The organism is Streptomyces tendae (assembly GCF_014650435.1).
Taxonomy (GTDB): Bacteria; Actinomycetota; Actinomycetes; order Streptomycetales; family Streptomycetaceae; genus Streptomyces; species Streptomyces tendae.
Genome location: NZ_BMUY01000001.1, coordinates 208,029 through 225,450 on the forward strand (window position 1 = coordinate 208,029; position 17,422 = coordinate 225,450).

At 67.8% G+C, this 17,422-nt stretch carries 11 protein-coding genes; 10 read left to right on the top strand and 1 reads right to left on the bottom strand.

Annotated features, from left to right (window positions below; all coding sequences use genetic code 11):
• Positions 1 to 135 precede the first annotated feature (135 nt).
• The 6 genes from IE258_RS01015 to IE258_RS01040 all read left to right on the top strand — a co-directional run bounded on the left by IE258_RS01015 (position 136) and on the right by IE258_RS01040 (position 11,453).
• Positions 136 to 993 (top strand): SCO4651 family lipoprotein, encoded by an 858-nt coding sequence (locus tag IE258_RS01015; protein WP_189737724.1) that lies wholly within the window; start codon positions 136 to 138, stop codon positions 991 to 993.
• Positions 994 to 1,183: 190 nt separating this feature from the next.
• Positions 1,184 to 2,032, top strand: a complete 849-nt coding sequence (locus IE258_RS01020; protein WP_189737726.1) for an SCO4651 family lipoprotein — start codon at positions 1,184 to 1,186, stop codon at positions 2,030 to 2,032.
• 320 nt (positions 2,033 to 2,352) lie between these two features.
• Positions 2,353 to 2,883, top strand: a complete 531-nt coding sequence (rplJ, locus tag IE258_RS01025; protein WP_003974311.1) for a 50S ribosomal protein L10 — start codon at positions 2,353 to 2,355, stop codon at positions 2,881 to 2,883.
• Positions 2,884 to 3,000: 117 nt separating this feature from the next.
• Positions 3,001 to 3,381, top strand: a complete 381-nt coding sequence (gene rplL, locus IE258_RS01030) for a 50S ribosomal protein L7/L12 (protein WP_087807759.1) — start codon at positions 3,001 to 3,003, stop codon at positions 3,379 to 3,381.
• Between the two features lie 589 nt (positions 3,382 to 3,970).
• The gene (gene rpoB / locus IE258_RS01035; protein ID WP_159329768.1) at positions 3,971 to 7,456 is read left to right on the top strand and encodes a DNA-directed RNA polymerase subunit beta; all 3,486 of its coding nucleotides are present in this window, start codon (positions 3,971 to 3,973) and stop codon (positions 7,454 to 7,456) included.
• Positions 7,457 to 7,553: 97 nt separating this feature from the next.
• Positions 7,554 to 11,453: a DNA-directed RNA polymerase subunit beta' gene (locus IE258_RS01040; RefSeq protein ID WP_127892417.1), complete on the top strand. Its 3,900-nt coding sequence runs from the start codon at positions 7,554 to 7,556 to the stop codon at positions 11,451 to 11,453.
• A 76-nt stretch (positions 11,454 to 11,529) separates the two neighbouring features.
• On the opposite strand, the gene IE258_RS01045 is transcribed toward IE258_RS01040, so the two are convergent.
• Positions 11,530 to 12,825 (bottom strand): putative hexosyltransferase, encoded by a 1,296-nt coding sequence (locus IE258_RS01045; protein ID WP_189739225.1) that lies wholly within the window; start codon positions 12,823 to 12,825, stop codon positions 11,530 to 11,532.
• 100 nt (positions 12,826 to 12,925) lie between these two features.
• Between IE258_RS01045 and IE258_RS01050 the strand changes: the two genes are divergently transcribed.
• The 4 genes from IE258_RS01050 to fusA all read left to right on the top strand — a co-directional run bounded on the left by IE258_RS01050 (position 12,926) and on the right by fusA (position 17,304).
• The gene (locus IE258_RS01050; protein ID WP_229891894.1) at positions 12,926 to 14,005 is read left to right on the top strand and encodes a glycosyltransferase family 2 protein; all 1,080 of its coding nucleotides are present in this window, start codon (positions 12,926 to 12,928) and stop codon (positions 14,003 to 14,005) included.
• Positions 14,006 to 14,293: 288 nt separating this feature from the next.
• Positions 14,294 to 14,665 carry a 30S ribosomal protein S12 gene (rpsL, locus tag IE258_RS01055; RefSeq protein ID WP_003948652.1) on the top strand — a complete coding sequence of 124 codons (372 nt, stop codon included), beginning with the start codon at positions 14,294 to 14,296 and terminating at the stop codon, positions 14,663 to 14,665.
• Positions 14,666 to 14,667: 2 nt separating this feature from the next.
• Positions 14,668 to 15,138, top strand: coding sequence for a 30S ribosomal protein S7 (gene rpsG / locus IE258_RS01060; protein ID WP_003974303.1), 471 nt, complete (start codon positions 14,668 to 14,670; stop codon positions 15,136 to 15,138).
• A 39-nt stretch (positions 15,139 to 15,177) separates the two neighbouring features.
• A complete protein-coding gene (gene fusA, locus IE258_RS01065) occupies positions 15,178 to 17,304 on the top strand; it encodes an elongation factor G (RefSeq protein WP_109034207.1) in 2,127 nt (708 codons plus the stop codon).
• Positions 17,305 to 17,422 lie beyond the last annotated feature (118 nt).

Consider the following 17,422-nt stretch of genomic DNA (forward strand, 5'->3'; position numbering starts at 1 on the left):
ACGGGCCCCGCACCTTTCGAGGTGCGGGGCCCGTCCCTTTTGGCCCGTCCCCTTTTCCGGCGCCCTGGGTTAGCGTGCGGGCAACGGACCCGCGCATGGGGCGCGGGGGCCGTACGGGGCGCAAGGGGTGGGCGGATGACGGGCACGACGGCACGCCGTACGGTCGTCTCGATCGCGGTGTCGGCCGCGCTGGCGTGCTCCACCGCGTGCACCGGCCCCGGGGGATCCGACGACTCCGGCGGCACCACCGGTCCCTCCGGTTCGACCGCGCCCTCCGCCTACGCCGCGCCGTCCTCCCGTCCTCCGGCCCTCACCGGCGCATCGGCGGACGCCCTGCGGGCCGTCGAGCGGGCCACCGGACGGGCCGGTTCGGCGCGGGTGGAGTCCACGACCGTGATGGGCCGCGAGCTGTCCCTGGAGGCCGCGGGCGCCCTCGGCTGGGACGACGGCCTCACCGGCACCCTGACGATCACCTACACGGGCGGCACGACCGCCGAGACCATGCGCCGCCTCGGCACCACCGCGATGGAGGCCCGGTACCTGCCCGACGCCTACTACGCCAGGATGGGCGACGAGTTCGCCGACCGGGTGGGCGGCCGGCACTGGATCAAGTACGTGTACGAGGATCTGGAGGACCTCGGCGGCGGCGCGGGCGCCGGATTCGCCGACCAGATGCGCAACACCACCCCCAACCAGGCGGTGAAGCTGCTGCTGTCGGCCGGGGACGTGCGCAAAGTGGGCGCGGAGACGACGCGCGGCCGGCGCACCACGCACTGGTCCGGCACCGTGGGCGGGGCCACCGAGCAGACCGTCGACATCTGGGTCGACGACCGGAACCTGCTGGTCAAGAAGGTCGAGCGGGGACGCACCAAGACGGGGGAGCTGACCCAGACCGCGTACTACAGCGACTACGGCGTCCCGGTCTCCGCCGCACGCCCGCCGGCCGAGGACACGGCGGACTTCAAGGAACTGCTGGCGTCCCAGGGGAGCTAGGGCCGGACGGGGCGGACGAGGCGGGGCCGGTCCGGGCCGGAGCGGCGGAGAAATCACAAGATCGTTCGAACCGTTTCGGTTAAGCTCGCGTCCTTGTTTCAAAGAACTGCAAAGAATGCTGTGGAGCGGCGGTGCGTCTCCTGTGCCCCTTCACGCTCCAGCGCTCCTTGAATCCCGTGGGGGGATACCGATGAAGACGTCCGTACGTGTGCCCGTCGGCGCCGGACTGGCCGCACTGCTGCTCGCCGCCGGGGCGGTCGGCTGCTCCAAGGAGGACAATGCCTCCGAGTCCCCGAAGATGACGCCCGCGGCCGCCGTCGCCAAGGCGGCGAAGAACACGGAGGAGATCGACTCCCTCCACTACCGCATGAAGGGCAAGGTCCCCGAGGAGGGCCGGGTCGAGGCCGAGGCCCAGATGCAGATCAAGCCGACGCTCGCGATGAGCATGAAGATGACGGCGCTCGACCAGGGCGCCGAGGGGACCGCGGAGATCCGGCTCGTCGACAAGGCCATGTACATCGGCGGCAGCCCTGAGGCGGCCAAGGAGATGGACGGCAAGCGCTGGATGAAGTTCGACCTGTCCGCGCTCGGCGCCGACGAGGAACTGAACGAGCTGGGCGGCGCCTCCCAGGCCGACAAGAACCCGGCGACCGAGTCCACCTTCCTCACCGGGGCCAAGGACGTCGAGAAGGTCGGCACCGAGACCGTCGACGGCGTGGAGACCACCCACTACAAGGGCACGGTCACCCTCGCCGACCTGGAGAAGTCCATCGGGGACGAGGACGAGGCCACCCGGGAGAAGCGCAAGAAGAGCCTCGAGCAGTACGAGAAGATGGGCGTCGACAAGCTCTCGATGGACATGTGGGTCGACGGCGACGACCAGACCAAGCAGTTCCGGATGCAGGCCGACGCCGACAAGGGCCCGATGGACCTCACCTTCACCTTCCTCGGCGTCAACGAACCCGTGAAGGTCACCGCGCCGCCGGCCGCGGAGGTCGCCGACCTGGCCGAGATGATGAAGGAGGCCCAGCAGGGCTGAGGCGCCGCGCGCGCCCGGCCCGCTCGGGTCGCCCCGGGGACGGATTTGCTTGACACTGCCCCGTTCACGTACGCTGCCACAGAAGCCAAAGACCGCTGGTCGTTGCCGTGTGTTCGAATGAGGACACGGTGGCCGAAGGATCCGCTGAACTGCGGACGACCCGCGCAGGTGACTGTGGATGAGCTCCCGGAAGTCCCCGCCCCGTGCGGATGACGAGCGGTCGAGCCACGCCCCGTGCGCCTGCGCCGGGGCGTTTCGTTTTCCCCAGTCCTCCTTCGGGTCCGCGCGGTCCGAATCACCCGGAAGGAGGCCGAGGCTCTATGGCGACGCCCGAAAAGGCTGCCGCGGTTGCCGAGCTGACGGACAAGTTCCGCAGCTCCAACGCCGCCGTGCTGACCGAGTACCGCGGTCTCACCGTGGCGCAGCTCAAGACGCTGCGCCGGTCGCTCGGTGAGAACGCCCAGTACGCCGTGGTGAAGAACACGCTGACCAAGATTGCGGCCAACGAGGCCGGGATCACGCTCGACGACCAGCTCTTCGCTGGTCCGACGGCCGTCGCCTTCGTCACCGGTGACCCGGTGGAGTCGGCGAAGGGTCTGCGCGACTTCGCCAAGGACAACCCGAATCTCGTCATCAAGGGCGGTGTCCTTGACGGCAAGGCGATGTCCGCCGACGAGATCAAGAAGCTTGCGGACCTCGAGTCCCGCGAGGTTCTGCTCTCCAAGCTGGCGGGTGCCTTCAAGGGCAAGCAGTCCCAGACTGCTCAGCTCTTCCAGGCGCTTCCCTCGAAGCTCGTCCGCACCGTGGACGCGCTCCGTGCCAAGCAGGACGAGCAGGGCGGTGCCGAGTAACTCGGCTCGCTTTCTGGTCCGGGCCGCCTGAGCGCGGCGCGGATCGCAGCGGGCCGACGTACGCCCGCCACACCCCGTACATCCGGCACCTGCCGAATTAGTGGAAGGACCGCCATCATGGCGAAGCTCAGCCAGGACGACCTGCTCGCCCAGTTCGAGGAGATGACCCTCATCGAGCTCTCCGAGTTCGTGAAGGCCTTCGAGGAGAAGTTCGACGTCACGGCCGCCGCCGCCGTCGCCGCCGCCCCGGCCGCCGCTGCCGCTCCGGCCGAGGCCGCTGCCGAGCAGGACGAGTTCGACGTCATCCTCACCGGTGCCGGCGACAAGAAGATCCAGGTCATCAAGGTCGTGCGCGAGCTGACCTCCCTGGGTCTGAAGGAGGCCAAGGACCTCGTGGACGGCGCCCCGAAGCCCGTCCTCGAGAAGGTCGCCAAGGACGCCGCCGAGAAGGCCGCCGAGTCCCTCAAGGGCGCCGGCGCCTCCGTCGAGGTCAAGTAAGACCGCACCGGCACCACGGATCCGTCAGGGTCTGTAACGCCGTAGCACCGAAGAGCGATCATCCATCCGGGTGGTCGCTCTTCGGCGTATCCGGGGTCCGGCGGCGGTCGCCTTGCACGTGTGACGGTGAAGAGTAGGGTGATCTTCGTCGTGCCGTCGCCGGGGCCCTGAGAGCCCCCTGGCGGCAACCGGTTTGGGCAAGGGGGGCCTTGACGAACCGCACGCAGCGCGCAATTCTCAGGGCGTCGTCACAAGGATCCGAATCCGAGGCATGGATCGACGGCGAAGAGGGCAGTATCTGGGTGCGTTGAGGGCGAGGCCTTGCCGCACAGGTGGTGAGAACAACGAGGAGCGAACACGGTCCCCGAGAACCGCACTGGACATCAGTGTGCCAAGTGGCTACACTGACCCTTTGCGCTGCCTGTTAGCTGCCCCCTGCCCGTCACCAGGGGTCTGCCCTCGCCCGAGCACTGACGACCAGAGCACGCCTGACCTGGCTCTTTAGCCACATCAGGCACCCCCTGTCTCCGTGCACGGAAGAGGGGCCGGTACGCGCGTAGTGAGTCCGAGCCCTCGGAAGGACCCCCTCTTGGCCGCCTCGCGCAATGCCTCGACCGCGAATACGAACAACGCTGCCAGCACCGCCCCGCTGCGCATCTCCTTTGCAAAGATCAAGGAGCCCCTCGAGGTTCCGAACCTCCTGGCGCTGCAAACCGAGAGCTTCGACTGGCTCCTCGGCAACGACGCCTGGAAGGCTCGCGTCGAGTCGGCTCTGGAGTCCGGTCAGGACGTCCCCACCAAGTCCGGTCTGGAGGAGATCTTCGAGGAGATCTCCCCGATCGAGGACTTCTCCGGGTCGATGTCGCTGACGTTCCGCGACCACCGCTTCGAGCCCCCGAAGAACAGCATCGACGAGTGCAAGGACCGTGACTTCACGTACGCGGCCCCGCTCTTCGTCACCGCCGAGTTCACCAACAACGAGACCGGCGAGATCAAGTCCCAGACGGTCTTCATGGGCGACTTCCCGCTCATGACGAACAAGGGCACCTTCGTCATCAACGGCACCGAGCGTGTCGTCGTGTCGCAGCTGGTCCGTTCGCCCGGCGTCTACTTCGACTCCTCCATCGACAAGACGTCCGACAAGGACATCTTCTCCGCCAAGATCATCCCGTCCCGGGGTGCCTGGCTGGAGATGGAGATCGACAAGCGCGACATGGTCGGTGTGCGCATCGACCGCAAGCGCAAGCAGTCCGTGACCGTCCTCCTCAAGGCCCTCGGTTGGACGACCGAGCAGATCCTCGAGGAGTTCGGCGAGTACGAGTCCATGCGCGCCACCCTGGAGAAGGACCACACCCAGGGCCAGGACGACGCGCTGCTCGACATCTACCGCAAGCTGCGTCCGGGCGAGCCCCCCACGCGTGAGGCCGCGCAGACGCTGCTCGAGAACCTCTACTTCAACCCGAAGCGCTACGACCTCGCCAAGGTCGGTCGCTACAAGGTGAACAAGAAGCTCGGCGCGGACGAGCCGCTGGACGCCGGCGTGCTCACCACCGACGACATCATCGCCACCATCAAGTACCTGGTGAAGCTGCACGCCGGTGAGACCGAGACGGTCGGCGAGTCGGGCCGGGAGATCGTCGTCGAGACCGACGACATCGACCACTTCGGCAACCGCCGCATCCGCAACGTCGGCGAGCTGATCCAGAACCAGGTCCGTACGGGTCTCGCCCGTATGGAGCGCGTCGTGCGCGAGCGCATGACCACCCAGGACGTCGAGGCGATCACGCCGCAGACCCTGATCAACATCCGGCCGGTCGTCGCCTCCATCAAGGAGTTCTTCGGCACCAGCCAGCTGTCCCAGTTCATGGACCAGAACAACCCGCTGTCGGGGCTGACGCACAAGCGTCGTCTGAACGCCCTCGGCCCGGGTGGTCTCTCCCGTGAGCGGGCCGGCTTCGAGGTCCGCGACGTGCACCCGTCGCACTACGGCCGCATGTGCCCGATCGAGACGCCCGAAGGCCCGAACATCGGTCTGATCGGCTCGCTCGCCTCGTACGGCCGCATCAACCCCTTCGGTTTCATCGAGACGCCGTACCGCAAGGTCGTCGAGGGCCAGGTCACCGACGACGTCGACTACCTGACCGCCGACGAGGAGGACCGCTTCGTCATCGCGCAGGCCAACGCCACGCTCAACGACGACATGCGGTTCGCCGAGGCCCGCGTCCTGGTCCGCCGCCGTGGCGGCGAGGTCGACTACGTCCCCGGTGACGACGTCGACTACATGGACGTCTCGCCGCGCCAGATGGTGTCGGTCGCGACCGCGATGATCCCGTTCCTGGAGCACGACGACGCCAACCGTGCCCTCATGGGCGCGAACATGATGCGTCAGGCGGTGCCGCTCATCAAGAGCGAGTCCCCGCTGGTCGGCACCGGCATGGAGTACCGCTCCGCCGCCGACGCCGGTGACGTGGTCAAGGCCGAGAAGCCGGGTGTGGTCCAGGAGGTCTCCGCGGACTACATCACGACGACCAACGACGACGGCACGTACATCACGTACCGCCTGGCCAAGTTCTCCCGGTCCAACCAGGGCACCTCGGTCAACCAGAAGGTCATCGTCTCCGAGGGCGACCGCGTCATCGAGGGCCAGGTCCTCGCCGACGGGCCGGCCACCGAGAACGGCGAGATGGCGCTCGGCAAGAACCTGCTGGTCGCGTTCATGCCGTGGGAGGGTCACAACTACGAGGACGCGATCATCCTGTCGCAGCGCCTCGTGCAGGACGACGTCCTCTCCTCGATCCACATCGAGGAGCACGAGGTCGACGCCCGTGACACCAAGCTCGGCCCCGAGGAGATCACCCGGGACATCCCGAACGTCTCCGAGGAGGTCCTCGCCGACCTCGACGAGCGCGGCATCATCCGCATCGGTGCCGAGGTCGTCGCCGGCGACATCCTCGTCGGCAAGGTCACGCCCAAGGGCGAGACCGAGCTGACGCCGGAGGAGCGCCTGCTCCGTGCGATCTTCGGTGAGAAGGCCCGTGAGGTCCGCGACACCTCGCTGAAGGTCCCGCACGGCGAGATCGGCAAGGTCATCGGCGTCCGCGTCTTCGACCGCGAGGAGGGCGACGAGCTTCCCCCCGGTGTGAACCAGCTGGTGCGCGTGTACGTGGCGCAGAAGCGCAAGATCACCGACGGTGACAAGCTCGCCGGCCGCCACGGCAACAAGGGCGTCATCTCCAAGATCAACCCGATCGAGGACATGCCGTTCCTGGAGGACGGCACGCCCGTCGACATCATCCTGAACCCGCTGGGTGTCCCGTCCCGAATGAACCCGGGGCAGGTCCTGGAGATCCACCTCGGCTGGCTCGCCAGCCGCGGCTGGGACGTCTCCGGCCTCGCGGAGGAGTGGGCGCAGCGCCTCCAGGTGATCGGCGCCGACAAGGTCGAGCCCGGCACCAACGTCGCCACCCCGGTCTTCGACGGTGCGCGCGAGGACGAGCTGGCCGGCCTGCTCCAGCACACCATCCCGAACCGCGACGGCGAGCGCATGGTGCTCCCGTCCGGCAAGGCGCGGCTGTTCGACGGCCGCAGCGGTGAGCCGTTCCCGGAGCCGATCTCGGTCGGCTACATGTACATCCTCAAGCTCCACCACCTGGTCGACGACAAGCTGCACGCCCGGTCGACCGGCCCGTACTCGATGATCACCCAGCAGCCGCTGGGTGGTAAGGCCCAGTTCGGTGGCCAGCGCTTCGGTGAGATGGAGGTGTGGGCGCTGGAGGCTTACGGCGCCGCGTACGCCCTCCAGGAGCTGCTGACCATCAAGTCCGACGACGTGACCGGCCGCGTGAAGGTCTACGAGGCCATCGTCAAGGGCGAGAACATCCCTGAGCCCGGCATCCCCGAGTCCTTCAAGGTGCTCATCAAGGAGATGCAGTCCCTGTGCCTCAACGTGGAGGTGCTGTCCTCGGACGGCATGTCCATCGAGATGCGTGACACCGACGAGGACGTCTTCCGCGCAGCGGAGGAGCTCGGCATCGACCTGTCGCGGCGCGAGCCGAGCAGCGTCGAAGAGGTCTGACGGGAGTCAGGCGGGGCCTCTCACGCAGAGGCCCCGCCGATCCCGCGACCCCCGTTTCAGACCACAGACTTACAACCCTGAGAGGGATTGACGCATAGTGCTCGACGTCAACTTCTTCGACGAGCTCCGGATCGGTCTGGCCACCGCTGACGACATCCGTCAGTGGAGCCACGGCGAGGTCAAGAAGCCCGAGACCATCAACTACCGCACCCTCAAGCCCGAAAAGGACGGACTCTTCTGCGAGAAGATCTTCGGTCCGACCCGGGACTGGGAGTGCTACTGCGGCAAGTACAAGCGCGTCCGCTTCAAGGGCATCATCTGTGAGCGCTGCGGCGTCGAGGTCACTCGCGCCAAGGTGCGCCGTGAGCGGATGGGCCACATCGAGCTGGCCGCCCCGGTCACCCACATCTGGTACTTCAAGGGCGTCCCGTCGCGCCTGGGCTACCTGCTCGACCTGGCGCCGAAGGACCTCGAGAAGGTCATCTACTTCGCCGCGTACATGATCACCTTCGTGGACGAGGAGCGCCGCACGCGCGACCTGCCCTCGCTGGAGGCCCACGTCTCCGTCGAGCGTCAGCAGATCGAGCAGCGCCGCGACTCCGACCTGGAGGCCCGCGCCAAGAAGCTCGAGACCGACCTGGCCGAGCTGGAGGCCGAGGGCGCCAAGGCCGACGTGCGCCGCAAGGTGCGCGAGGGTGCCGAGCGCGAGATGAAGCAGCTGCGTGACCGTGCGCAGCGCGAGATCGACCGCCTCGACGAGGTGTGGAACCGGTTCAAGAACCTCAAGGTCCAGGACCTCGAGGGCGACGAGCTGCTCTACCGCGAGCTGCGCGACCGCTTCGGCACCTACTTCGACGGTTCGATGGGCGCCGCCGCGCTGCAGAAGCGCCTGGAGTCCTTCGACCTCGACGAGGAGGCCGAGCGCCTCCGCGAGATCATCCGCACCGGCAAGGGCCAGAAGAAGACCCGTGCGCTCAAGCGCCTCAAGGTCGTCTCCGCGTTCCTGCAGACCAGCAACAGCCCCAAGGGCATGGTGCTGGACTGCGTGCCGGTCATCCCGCCGGACCTGCGTCCGATGGTGCAGCTGGACGGTGGCCGCTTCGCGACCTCCGACCTGAACGACCTGTACCGCCGTGTCATCAACCGCAACAACCGCCTGAAGCGGCTTCTCGACCTCGGCGCGCCCGAGATCATCGTGAACAACGAGAAGCGCATGCTCCAGGAGGCCGTCGACGCGCTCTTCGACAACGGCCGCCGCGGCCGCCCGGTCACGGGCCCCGGCAACCGTCCGCTGAAGTCGCTGTCCGACATGCTCAAGGGCAAGCAGGGCCGCTTCCGTCAGAACCTGCTCGGCAAGCGAGTCGACTACTCGGCGCGTTCCGTCATCGTCGTCGGCCCGCAGCTGAAGCTGCACCAGTGCGGTCTGCCCAAGGCCATGGCGCTGGAGCTCTTCAAGCCGTTCGTGATGAAGCGCCTGGTCGACCTGAACCACGCGCAGAACATCAAGAGCGCCAAGCGCATGGTCGAGCGCGGCCGCACGGTCGTGTACGACGTGCTCGAAGAGGTCATCGCGGAGCACCCGGTTCTGCTGAACCGTGCGCCCACCCTGCACCGCCTCGGCATCCAGGCCTTCGAGCCGCAGCTGGTCGAGGGCAAGGCCATCCAGATCCACCCGCTCGTCTGCACCGCGTTCAACGCGGACTTCGACGGTGACCAGATGGCCGTGCACCTGCCGCTGTCCGCGGAGGCGCAGGCCGAGGCCCGCATCCTGATGCTGTCCTCGAACAACATCCTGAAGCCGGCCGACGGCCGTCCGGTGACGATGCCGACCCAGGACATGGTCCTCGGTCTGTTCTTCCTCACCACCGACGGCGAGGGCCGGGACCTCAAGGGTGAGAACCGTGCCTTCGGGTCCGCCGCCGAGGCGATCATGGCGTTCGACGCGGGCGACCTGTCGCTCCAGTCGAAGGTCGACATCCGCTTCCCGGTGGGCACCATCCCGCCCCGCGGCTGGGAGCCCCCGGCCCGCGAGGAGGGTGAGCCGGAGTGGCAGCAGGGCGACACCTTCACCCTGCGCACCACGCTGGGCCGCGCGCTCTTCAACGAGCTGCTGCCCGAGGACTACCCGTTCGTCGACTACGAGGTCGGCAAGAAGCAGCTCTCCGAGATCGTCAACGACCTCGCCGAGCGCTACCCCAAGGTCATCGTGGCGGCGACGCTCGACAACCTGAAGGCGGCCGGCTTCTTCTGGGCGACCCGTTCCGGCGTCACCGTGGCCATCTCCGACGTCGTCGTTCCCGAGGCGAAGAAGGAGATCGTCAAGGGCTACGAGGCGCAGGACGAGAAGGTCCAGAAGCAGTACGAGCGCGGTCTGATCACCAAGGACGAGCGCACGCAGGAGCTCATCGCGATCTGGACCAAGGCGACCAACGAGGTCGCCGAGGCGATGAACGACAACTTCCCGAAGACCAACCCGATCTTCATGATGGTGAACTCGGGTGCACGAGGCAACATGATGCAGATGCGTCAGATCGCCGGTATGCGTGGTCTGGTGTCGAACGCGAAGAACGAGACGATCCCGCGTCCGATCAAGGCGTCGTTCCGTGAGGGCCTGTCCGTGCTGGAGTACTTCATCTCCACGCACGGTGCCCGTAAGGGTCTGGCGGACACCGCGCTGCGTACCGCCGACTCGGGTTACCTCACGCGTCGTCTGGTCGACGTCTCCCAGGACGTCATCATCCGCGAGGAGGACTGCGGCACCGAGCGCGGCCTCAAGCTGCCGATCGCCACGCGCGACGCGGACGGCACGCTGCGCAAGGCCGAGGACGTCGAGACCAGCGTGTACGCCCGCATGCTCGCCGAGGACGTCGTCATCGACGGCAAGGTGATCGCGCCGGCCAACGTCGACCTCGGTGACGTCCTGATCGACGCCCTGGTCGCCCACGGCGTCGAGGAGGTCAAGACCCGCTCGATCCTGACCTGCGAGTCCCAGGTCGGCACCTGCGCCATGTGCTACGGCCGCTCGCTGGCCACCGGCAAGCTGGTCGACATCGGTGAGGCGGTCGGCATCATCGCCGCCCAGTCCATCGGTGAGCCCGGCACCCAGCTGACGATGCGTACCTTCCACACCGGTGGTGTGGCCGGTGACGACATCACGCAGGGTCTGCCGCGTGTCGTCGAGCTCTTCGAGGCCCGTACCCCGAAGGGTGTCGCCCCGATCTCCGAGGCGTCCGGCCGCGTCCGGATCGAGGAGACCGAGAAGACCAAGAAGATCGTCGTCACCCCCGACGACGGCAGCGACGAGACGGCGTTCCCGATCTCGAAGCGTGCCCGTCTGCTGGTGGGCGAGGGCGACCACGTCGAGGTGGGCCAGAAGCTCACCGTGGGTGCCACCAACCCGCACGACGTGCTGCGCATCCTGGGTCAGCGTGCCGTCCAGGTCCACCTGGTCGGCGAGGTCCAGAAGGTCTACAACTCGCAGGGCGTGTCGATCCACGACAAGCACATCGAGATCATCATCCGGCAGATGCTGCGCCGCGTGACGATCATCGAGTCCGGCGACGCCGAGCTGCTGCCCGGCGAGCTGGTCGAGCGCACGAAGTTCGAGACCGAGAACCGTCGTGTGGTCCAGGAGGGCGGTCACCCGGCCTCCGGTCGTCCGCAGCTGATGGGTATCACCAAGGCCTCGCTGGCGACGGAATCCTGGCTGTCGGCCGCCTCCTTCCAGGAGACGACCCGAGTCCTGACGGACGCGGCGATCAACGCCAAGTCCGACAGCCTCATCGGCCTCAAGGAGAACGTCATCATCGGTAAGCTCATCCCGGCCGGTACGGGCCTGTCCCGCTACCGCAACATCCGGGTGGAGCCGACCGAGGAGGCCAAGGCCGCGATGTACTCGGCCGTCGGCTACGACGACATCGACTACTCGCCATTCGGCACGGGCTCCGGCCAGGCCGTTCCGCTGGAGGACTACGACTACGGTCCGTACAACCAGTAAGCGGGCAGCTTGATACGACCGAAGGGCGGTCACCCCGAGTGGGTGGCCGCCCTTCGGCGTTCTCGTACCGGGGCTTCTACGGCACGCCCAGTTCGAAGATGACGTAGTGGGCGTACCAGCCGGAGGCGATCGCGGCCGTGGTGAAGAAGACCGCCAGGGTCGGCAGTTTCAGGCGGCTCAGGGCCGCGGCCGGGGCCAGGAGGAGGGGGAAGGCGGGGAGCAGGTAGCGCATGGTGTTGCCGAACATCTGCTGGGTGCCCAGGACCGTGACGATCGTCGCCAGGGTGTAGGCGACCAGGACCAGCGGGGGCCTCTTGCGCAGCATCAGGGCGATGAGGAAGGGCAGCGCCAGGACCAGCTGGAGGGAGAGCAGGTCCGGGGTGGAGAAGGCGAAGGGGTAGTCGCCGCGGCCCACCGCGAGGTTGCGCAGCACGTCCCAGGTGTAGGCGCCGTAGTCGAAGAAGTGAGCCCAGCCCTCGCGCTGGAGGGTGAAGTAGGCCGTGGCCTCGCCGGTGCTCCAGCCGACCCAGGCGATGTAGGAGAGCAGGCCGAGCGGCGCGACGAGCATCGCGTACACGGGTCCGCGTACGCCGTGCTCGCGCCGGGACGCGGGGCGGGCAAGCGTGACCAGGGCGGCCAGTCCCACGGCGCCTATGAGGACGGCGGACGTGGGGCGGTTCAGGCCGGCGGTGAAGGCCAGCAGGCCCGCCGCCACCCAGCGGCCCTTCATCACGGCGTAGCAGGTCCAGGCGGCGATGGCGACGAACAGCGACTCGGAGTACACCGCCCACTCGACGCCCGCGCCCGGCGCCACCGCCCACAGCCCGGCGGCGACGGTGCCCGCCCGCGCTCCCGCGAGCAGTGAGATCACGGCGTAGATGCCGGCCGCGGCGATGAACGACGTGACGACGGAGACCAGGATGCCGGAGCCGTACAGGCCGAGGCCGGTGGACTCCGAGACCATGCGGATGAGCGCCGGGTAGAGCGGGAAGAAGGCGACCGAGTTCTGCTGGACCGTGAACAGGCCGTCGCCGCCGAGCCGCACCAGGGAAGGGCTGTAGCCGTGCTCGGCGACCTGGAGGTACCACCAGCCGTCCCAGGTGGCCAGCACGTCCCACCAGTGGGCGCCGCCGCCGAAGCGCGGGTTCTTGCCCCGGAAGTCCCCGGCGTGGGTGAGGAGGGTGGCGAAGACCCCGAGGCCGACGAGTTTCGTGACGCCGTAGAGCGCCAGCGGGGCGAGGTAGGGCCGGGCTCCGGGCGGGAGGGCGGGGAGCCGGCTCCGCCAGGGGCGGGCCGCGCCCTCGCCGCCGGCCGGCCGTTCGCCGGTGCCGTCCGGCCCGTCGGTCACCGTGTCGTCGGCAGCCGTGTCCATGGCTGTCATCCCCCTCGGGCCACCCTCAACCGTCAATTGCTGCCATAAGATCGCACAAGAGTCGCACATCTGTACTCAAGGTCATGAGGAGGGAGGCGCGGTGCCCGAGGGACGGGACGCGGAGCAGCACGGACCCCTCGTGCTGTCGGTCGTCATTCCGATGTTCAACGAGGAGGACGTCCTGCCCGCGCTGGTCACCAGGCTCCGTCCGGTCCTCACGGAGCTGGGCGTCCCCCACGAGGTCGTCGCCGTCGACGACGGCAGCGTCGACCGCACGGCGGAACTGCTCGACGCCTTCCGGCTGGGCTGGCCGGAACTGCGCGTGGTCGCGCTGCGGCGCAACTCCGGCCACCAGGCGGCCCTCACGGCCGGGCTCGACCGGGCCCGCGGCGCCTACGTGGTCAGCCTGGACGCAGACCTCCAGGACCCGCCCGAGAAGATCCCCGACATGCTGGCCCTGGCCCGCGCGGAGGGCCTCGACATCGTCTATGGCGTGCGCGCCGACCGCAGCAGCGACTCCGGGTTCAAGCGGTGGTCCGCGGGCCTGTACTACCGCCTCATGCGGCGTCTGGCGGGCCCGTCGGTCCCCGCCCAGGCGGGCGACTTCCGGCTGCTCAGCCGGGCCGCCGTGGACGCGCTCAGGGCCCTGCCCGACCAGCAGCGGGTGTACCGGCTGCTGGTGCCCTGGCTGGGCTTCCCGAGCGGGCAGGTGACGTACGAGCGCGCGCCGCGTACGGCGGGCCGTACGAAGTACCCGCTGGGCCGGATGATCCGCCTGGCGGTCGACAGCGTCACCGGTTTCTCCGCGGCCCCGCTGCGCATCGCCACCTGGCTGGGCGGCGGCGCCTTCGTGGTCTGCCTGGGGCTGCTGGTCTACACGCTGACCGCTTTCGCCTTGGGCCGCACGGTGCCCGGCTGGACCTCGCTGTTCACCGGCATCGTCTTCATCGGCGCCGTACAGCTGGTCTGCGTCGGTCTGCTCGGCGAGTATGTCGGGCGCATATACACGGCTGTGCAGAACCGGCCGACGTACTTCGTCCGCCACGACACGGCGGCGCCGGCACCAGCACCGGCGACGGAACCGGCACCGACCGCCGCACCCGCACCCGTCGACGCGGGCGAAGGCGCATCCGCCGACGCGGACGACGACGCGCCGAGCGTCCCGCTGCCGCGGGGCTGAGGCGGCAGCTGTTGATCAGGGCAAAGTGGAGTGAACCGGGCGGCTATGCCGGTGTCGCCCATTTGTTTTGACCGCAGCGAATGCGCTAGGTACGCTCAGACCTTGTGCCTGGGGTGTGCCCTGGCCCTCGTGCGTGTCTACAGCCGCACCGGGGCCGTGCGTGGCCACCGCATTTCGCGTCTCCTTCCGCCTCGCGGGCGGAGTTCGCGGCTTCGACACACCCGACCGCGTGGGTCGGTGACGTTCCAGGTTAGCTTCACCATTCGGCACACAGAAACCGGAGAAGTAGTGCCTACGATCCAGCAGCTGGTCCGCAAGGGCCGGCAGGACAAGGTCGAGAAGAACAAGACGCCCGCACTTGAGGGTTCCCCTCAGCGCCGTGGCGTCTGCACGCGTGTGTTCACGACCACCCCGAAGAAGCCGAACTCGGCCCTGCGTAAGGTCGCGCGTGTGCGTCTGACCAGCGGGATCGAGGTCACTGCTTACATTCCGGGTGAGGGGCACAACCTGCAGGAGCACTCCATCGTGCTCGTGCGCGGCGGCCGTGTGAAGGACCTGCCGGGTGTTCGCTACAAGATCATCCGCGGCTCCCTCGACACCCAGGGTGTCAAGAACCGCAAGCAGGCCCGCAGCCGCTACGGCGCCAAGAAGGAGAAGTAAGAATGCCTCGTAAGGGCCCCGCCCCGAAGCGCCCGGTCATCATCGACCCGGTCTACGGTTCTCCTCTGGTGACCTCCCTGATCAACAAGGTGCTGCTGAACGGCAAGCGCTCCACCGCCGAGCGCATCGTCTACGGCGCCATGGAGGGCCTGCGCGAGAAGACCGGCAACGACCCGGTCATCACGCTGAAGCGCGCTCTTGAGAACATCAAGCCGACCCTCGAGGTCAAGTCCCGCCGTGTCGGTGGCGCGACCTACCAGGTCCCGATCGAGGTCAAGCCGGGCCGTGCGAACACGCTCGCCCTGCGCTGGCTCGTCGGTTACTCCCGCGCCCGTCGCGAGAAGACCATGACCGAGCGTCTGCTCAACGAGCTCCTCGACGCCTCCAACGGCCTGGGTGCCGCTGTGAAGAAGCGCGAGGACACGCACAAGATGGCCGAGTCCAACAAGGCCTTCGCGCACTACCGCTGGTAGTCGCTACCCACATCGAGACCGAGAGAAGACTGAAGCCTTATGGCTACCACTTCACTTGACCTGGCCAAGGTCCGCAACATCGGGATCATGGCCCACATCGACGCGGGCAAGACGACCACCACCGAGCGGATCCTGTTCTACACCGGTGTGTCGTACAAGATCGGTGAGGTCCACGACGGCGCCGCCACGATGGACTGGATGGAGCAGGAGCAGGAGCGTGGCATCACGATCACGTCTGCTGCGACCACCTGTCACTGGCCGCTCGAGGACAACGACTACACGATCAACATCATCGACACCCCGGGGCACGTCGACTTCACCGTCGAGGTGGAGCGTTCCCTGCGTGTGCTCGACGGTGCCGTGACCGTGTTCGACGGTGTCGCCGGTGTCGAGCCGCAGTCCGAGACGGTGTGGCGTCAGGCCGACCGTTACGGCGTGCCCCGCATCTGCTTCGTGAACAAGCTGGACCGCACCGGCGCCGAGTTCCACCGCTGCGTGGACATGATCTCGGACCGCCTGGGCGCCCAGCCGCTGGTCATGCAGCTCCCGATCGGTGCCGAGGCCGACTTCCAGGGCGTCGTGGACCTGGTCCGCATGAAGGCGCTCGTGTGGTCCGCCGACGCGGCCAAGGGCGAGATGTACGACGTCGTCGACATCCCGGCCACGCACACCGAGGCCGCCGAGGAGTGGCGCGGCAAGCTGGTCGAGGCCGTCGCGGAGAACGACGAAGAGGTCATGGAGCTGTTCCTGGAGGGCCAGGAGCCCACCGAGGAGCAGCTGTACGCCGCGATCCGTCGCATCACCATCGCCTCCGGCAAGTCCAGCGACACCACGGTCACCCCGGTGTTCTGCGGCACCGCGTTCAAGAACAAGGGCGTCCAGCCCCTGCTCGACGCGGTCGTGCGCTACCTGCCGACCCCGCTCGACGTCGAGGCCATCGAGGGCCACGACGTCAAGGACCCCGAGGTCGTCGTCAAGCGCAAGCCGTCGGAGGACGAGCCGCTCGCCGCGCTCGCCTTCAAGATCATGAGCGACCCGCACCTCGGCAAGCTCACCTTCGTCCGGGTGTACTCCGGCCGCCTGGTGTCCGGCACCGCGGTGCTGAACTCCGTCAAGGGCCGCAAGGAGCGCATCGGCAAGATCTACCGCATGCACGCCAACAAGCGTGAGGAGATCGAGTCGGTGGGCGCCGGTGACATCGTCGCCGTCATGGGCCTGAAGCAGACCACCACCGGTGAGACGCTGTCCGACGACAAGAGCCCGGTCATCCTGGAGTCCATGGACTTCCCGGCGCCGGTCATCCAGGTCGCCATCGAGCCCAAGTCGAAGGGCGACCAGGAGAAGCTCGGCGTCGCGATCCAGCGCCTGGCCGAGGAGGACCCGTCCTTCCAGGTCCACACCAACGAGGAGACCGGCCAGACCATCATCGGTGGTATGGGCGAGCTGCACCTCGAGGTGCTGGTCGACCGCATGCGCCGTGAGTTCAAGGTCGAGGCCAACGTCGGCAAGCCCCAGGTCGCCTACCGCGAGACGATCCGCAAGACCGTCGAGCGCGTGGACTACACCCACAAGAAGCAGACCGGTGGTACCGGTCAGTTCGCCAAGGTGCAGATCGCGATCGAGCCGATCGAGGGCGGCGACGCCTCGTACGAGTTCGTGAACAAGGTGACCGGTGGCCGCATCCCGAAGGAGTACATCCCTTCGGTGGACGCCGGTGCCCAGGAGGCCATGCAGTTCGGCATCCTGGCCGGCTACGAGATGACGGGCGTCCGCGTCACGCTCATCGACGGTGGCTACCACGAGGTCGACTCCTCCGAGCTCGCCTTCAAGATCGCCGGTTCGCAGGCCTTCAAGGAGGCCGCGCGCAAGGCTTCGCCCGTGCTCCTCGAGCCGATGATGGCCGTCGAGGTCACCACGCCCGAGGACTACATGGGCGACGTCATCGGTGACATCAACTCCCGCCGTGGCCAGATCCAGGCCATGGAGGAGCGGATGGGTGCCCGCGTCGTGAAGGGCCTCGTGCCGCTGTCGGAGATGTTCGGCTACGTCGGAGACCTCCGCAGCAAGACGTCGGGTCGCGCAAGCTACTCGATGCAGTTCGACTCCTACGCCGAGGTTCCCCGGAACGTCGCCGAGGAGATCATCGCGAAGGCCAAGGGCGAGTAACGGGCTACTCCGTTTAACGGACCCCGTTCTCACGCTTTAGGCTTGACCCCGGAGCCTGCATGGGGCATTCCGCCGTGAACCCGGCGGAATGCCCCCGGCACCCGGGCTTTCCAGCAAA

What these genes read in the sequence shown, in the direction of transcription:
- IE258_RS01015 (WP_189737724.1), top strand. Translation starts at nt 136, where the DNA reads ATGACGGGCACGACGGCACGCCGTACGGTCGTCTCGATCGCGGTGTCG.
- IE258_RS01020 (WP_189737726.1), top strand. Translation starts at nt 1,184, where the DNA reads ATGAAGACGTCCGTACGTGTGCCCGTCGGCGCCGGACTGGCCGCACTG.
- rplJ (WP_003974311.1), top strand. Translation starts at nt 2,353, where the DNA reads ATGGCGACGCCCGAAAAGGCTGCCGCGGTTGCCGAGCTGACGGACAAG.
- rplL (WP_087807759.1), top strand. Translation starts at nt 3,001, where the DNA reads ATGGCGAAGCTCAGCCAGGACGACCTGCTCGCCCAGTTCGAGGAGATG.
- IE258_RS01045 (WP_189739225.1), bottom strand. Translation starts at nt 12,825, where the DNA reads ATGGACACGGCTGCCGACGACACGGTGACCGACGGGCCGGACGGCACC.
- rpsG (WP_003974303.1), top strand. Translation starts at nt 14,668, where the DNA reads ATGCCTCGTAAGGGCCCCGCCCCGAAGCGCCCGGTCATCATCGACCCG.
- fusA (WP_109034207.1), top strand. Translation starts at nt 15,178, where the DNA reads ATGGCTACCACTTCACTTGACCTGGCCAAGGTCCGCAACATCGGGATC.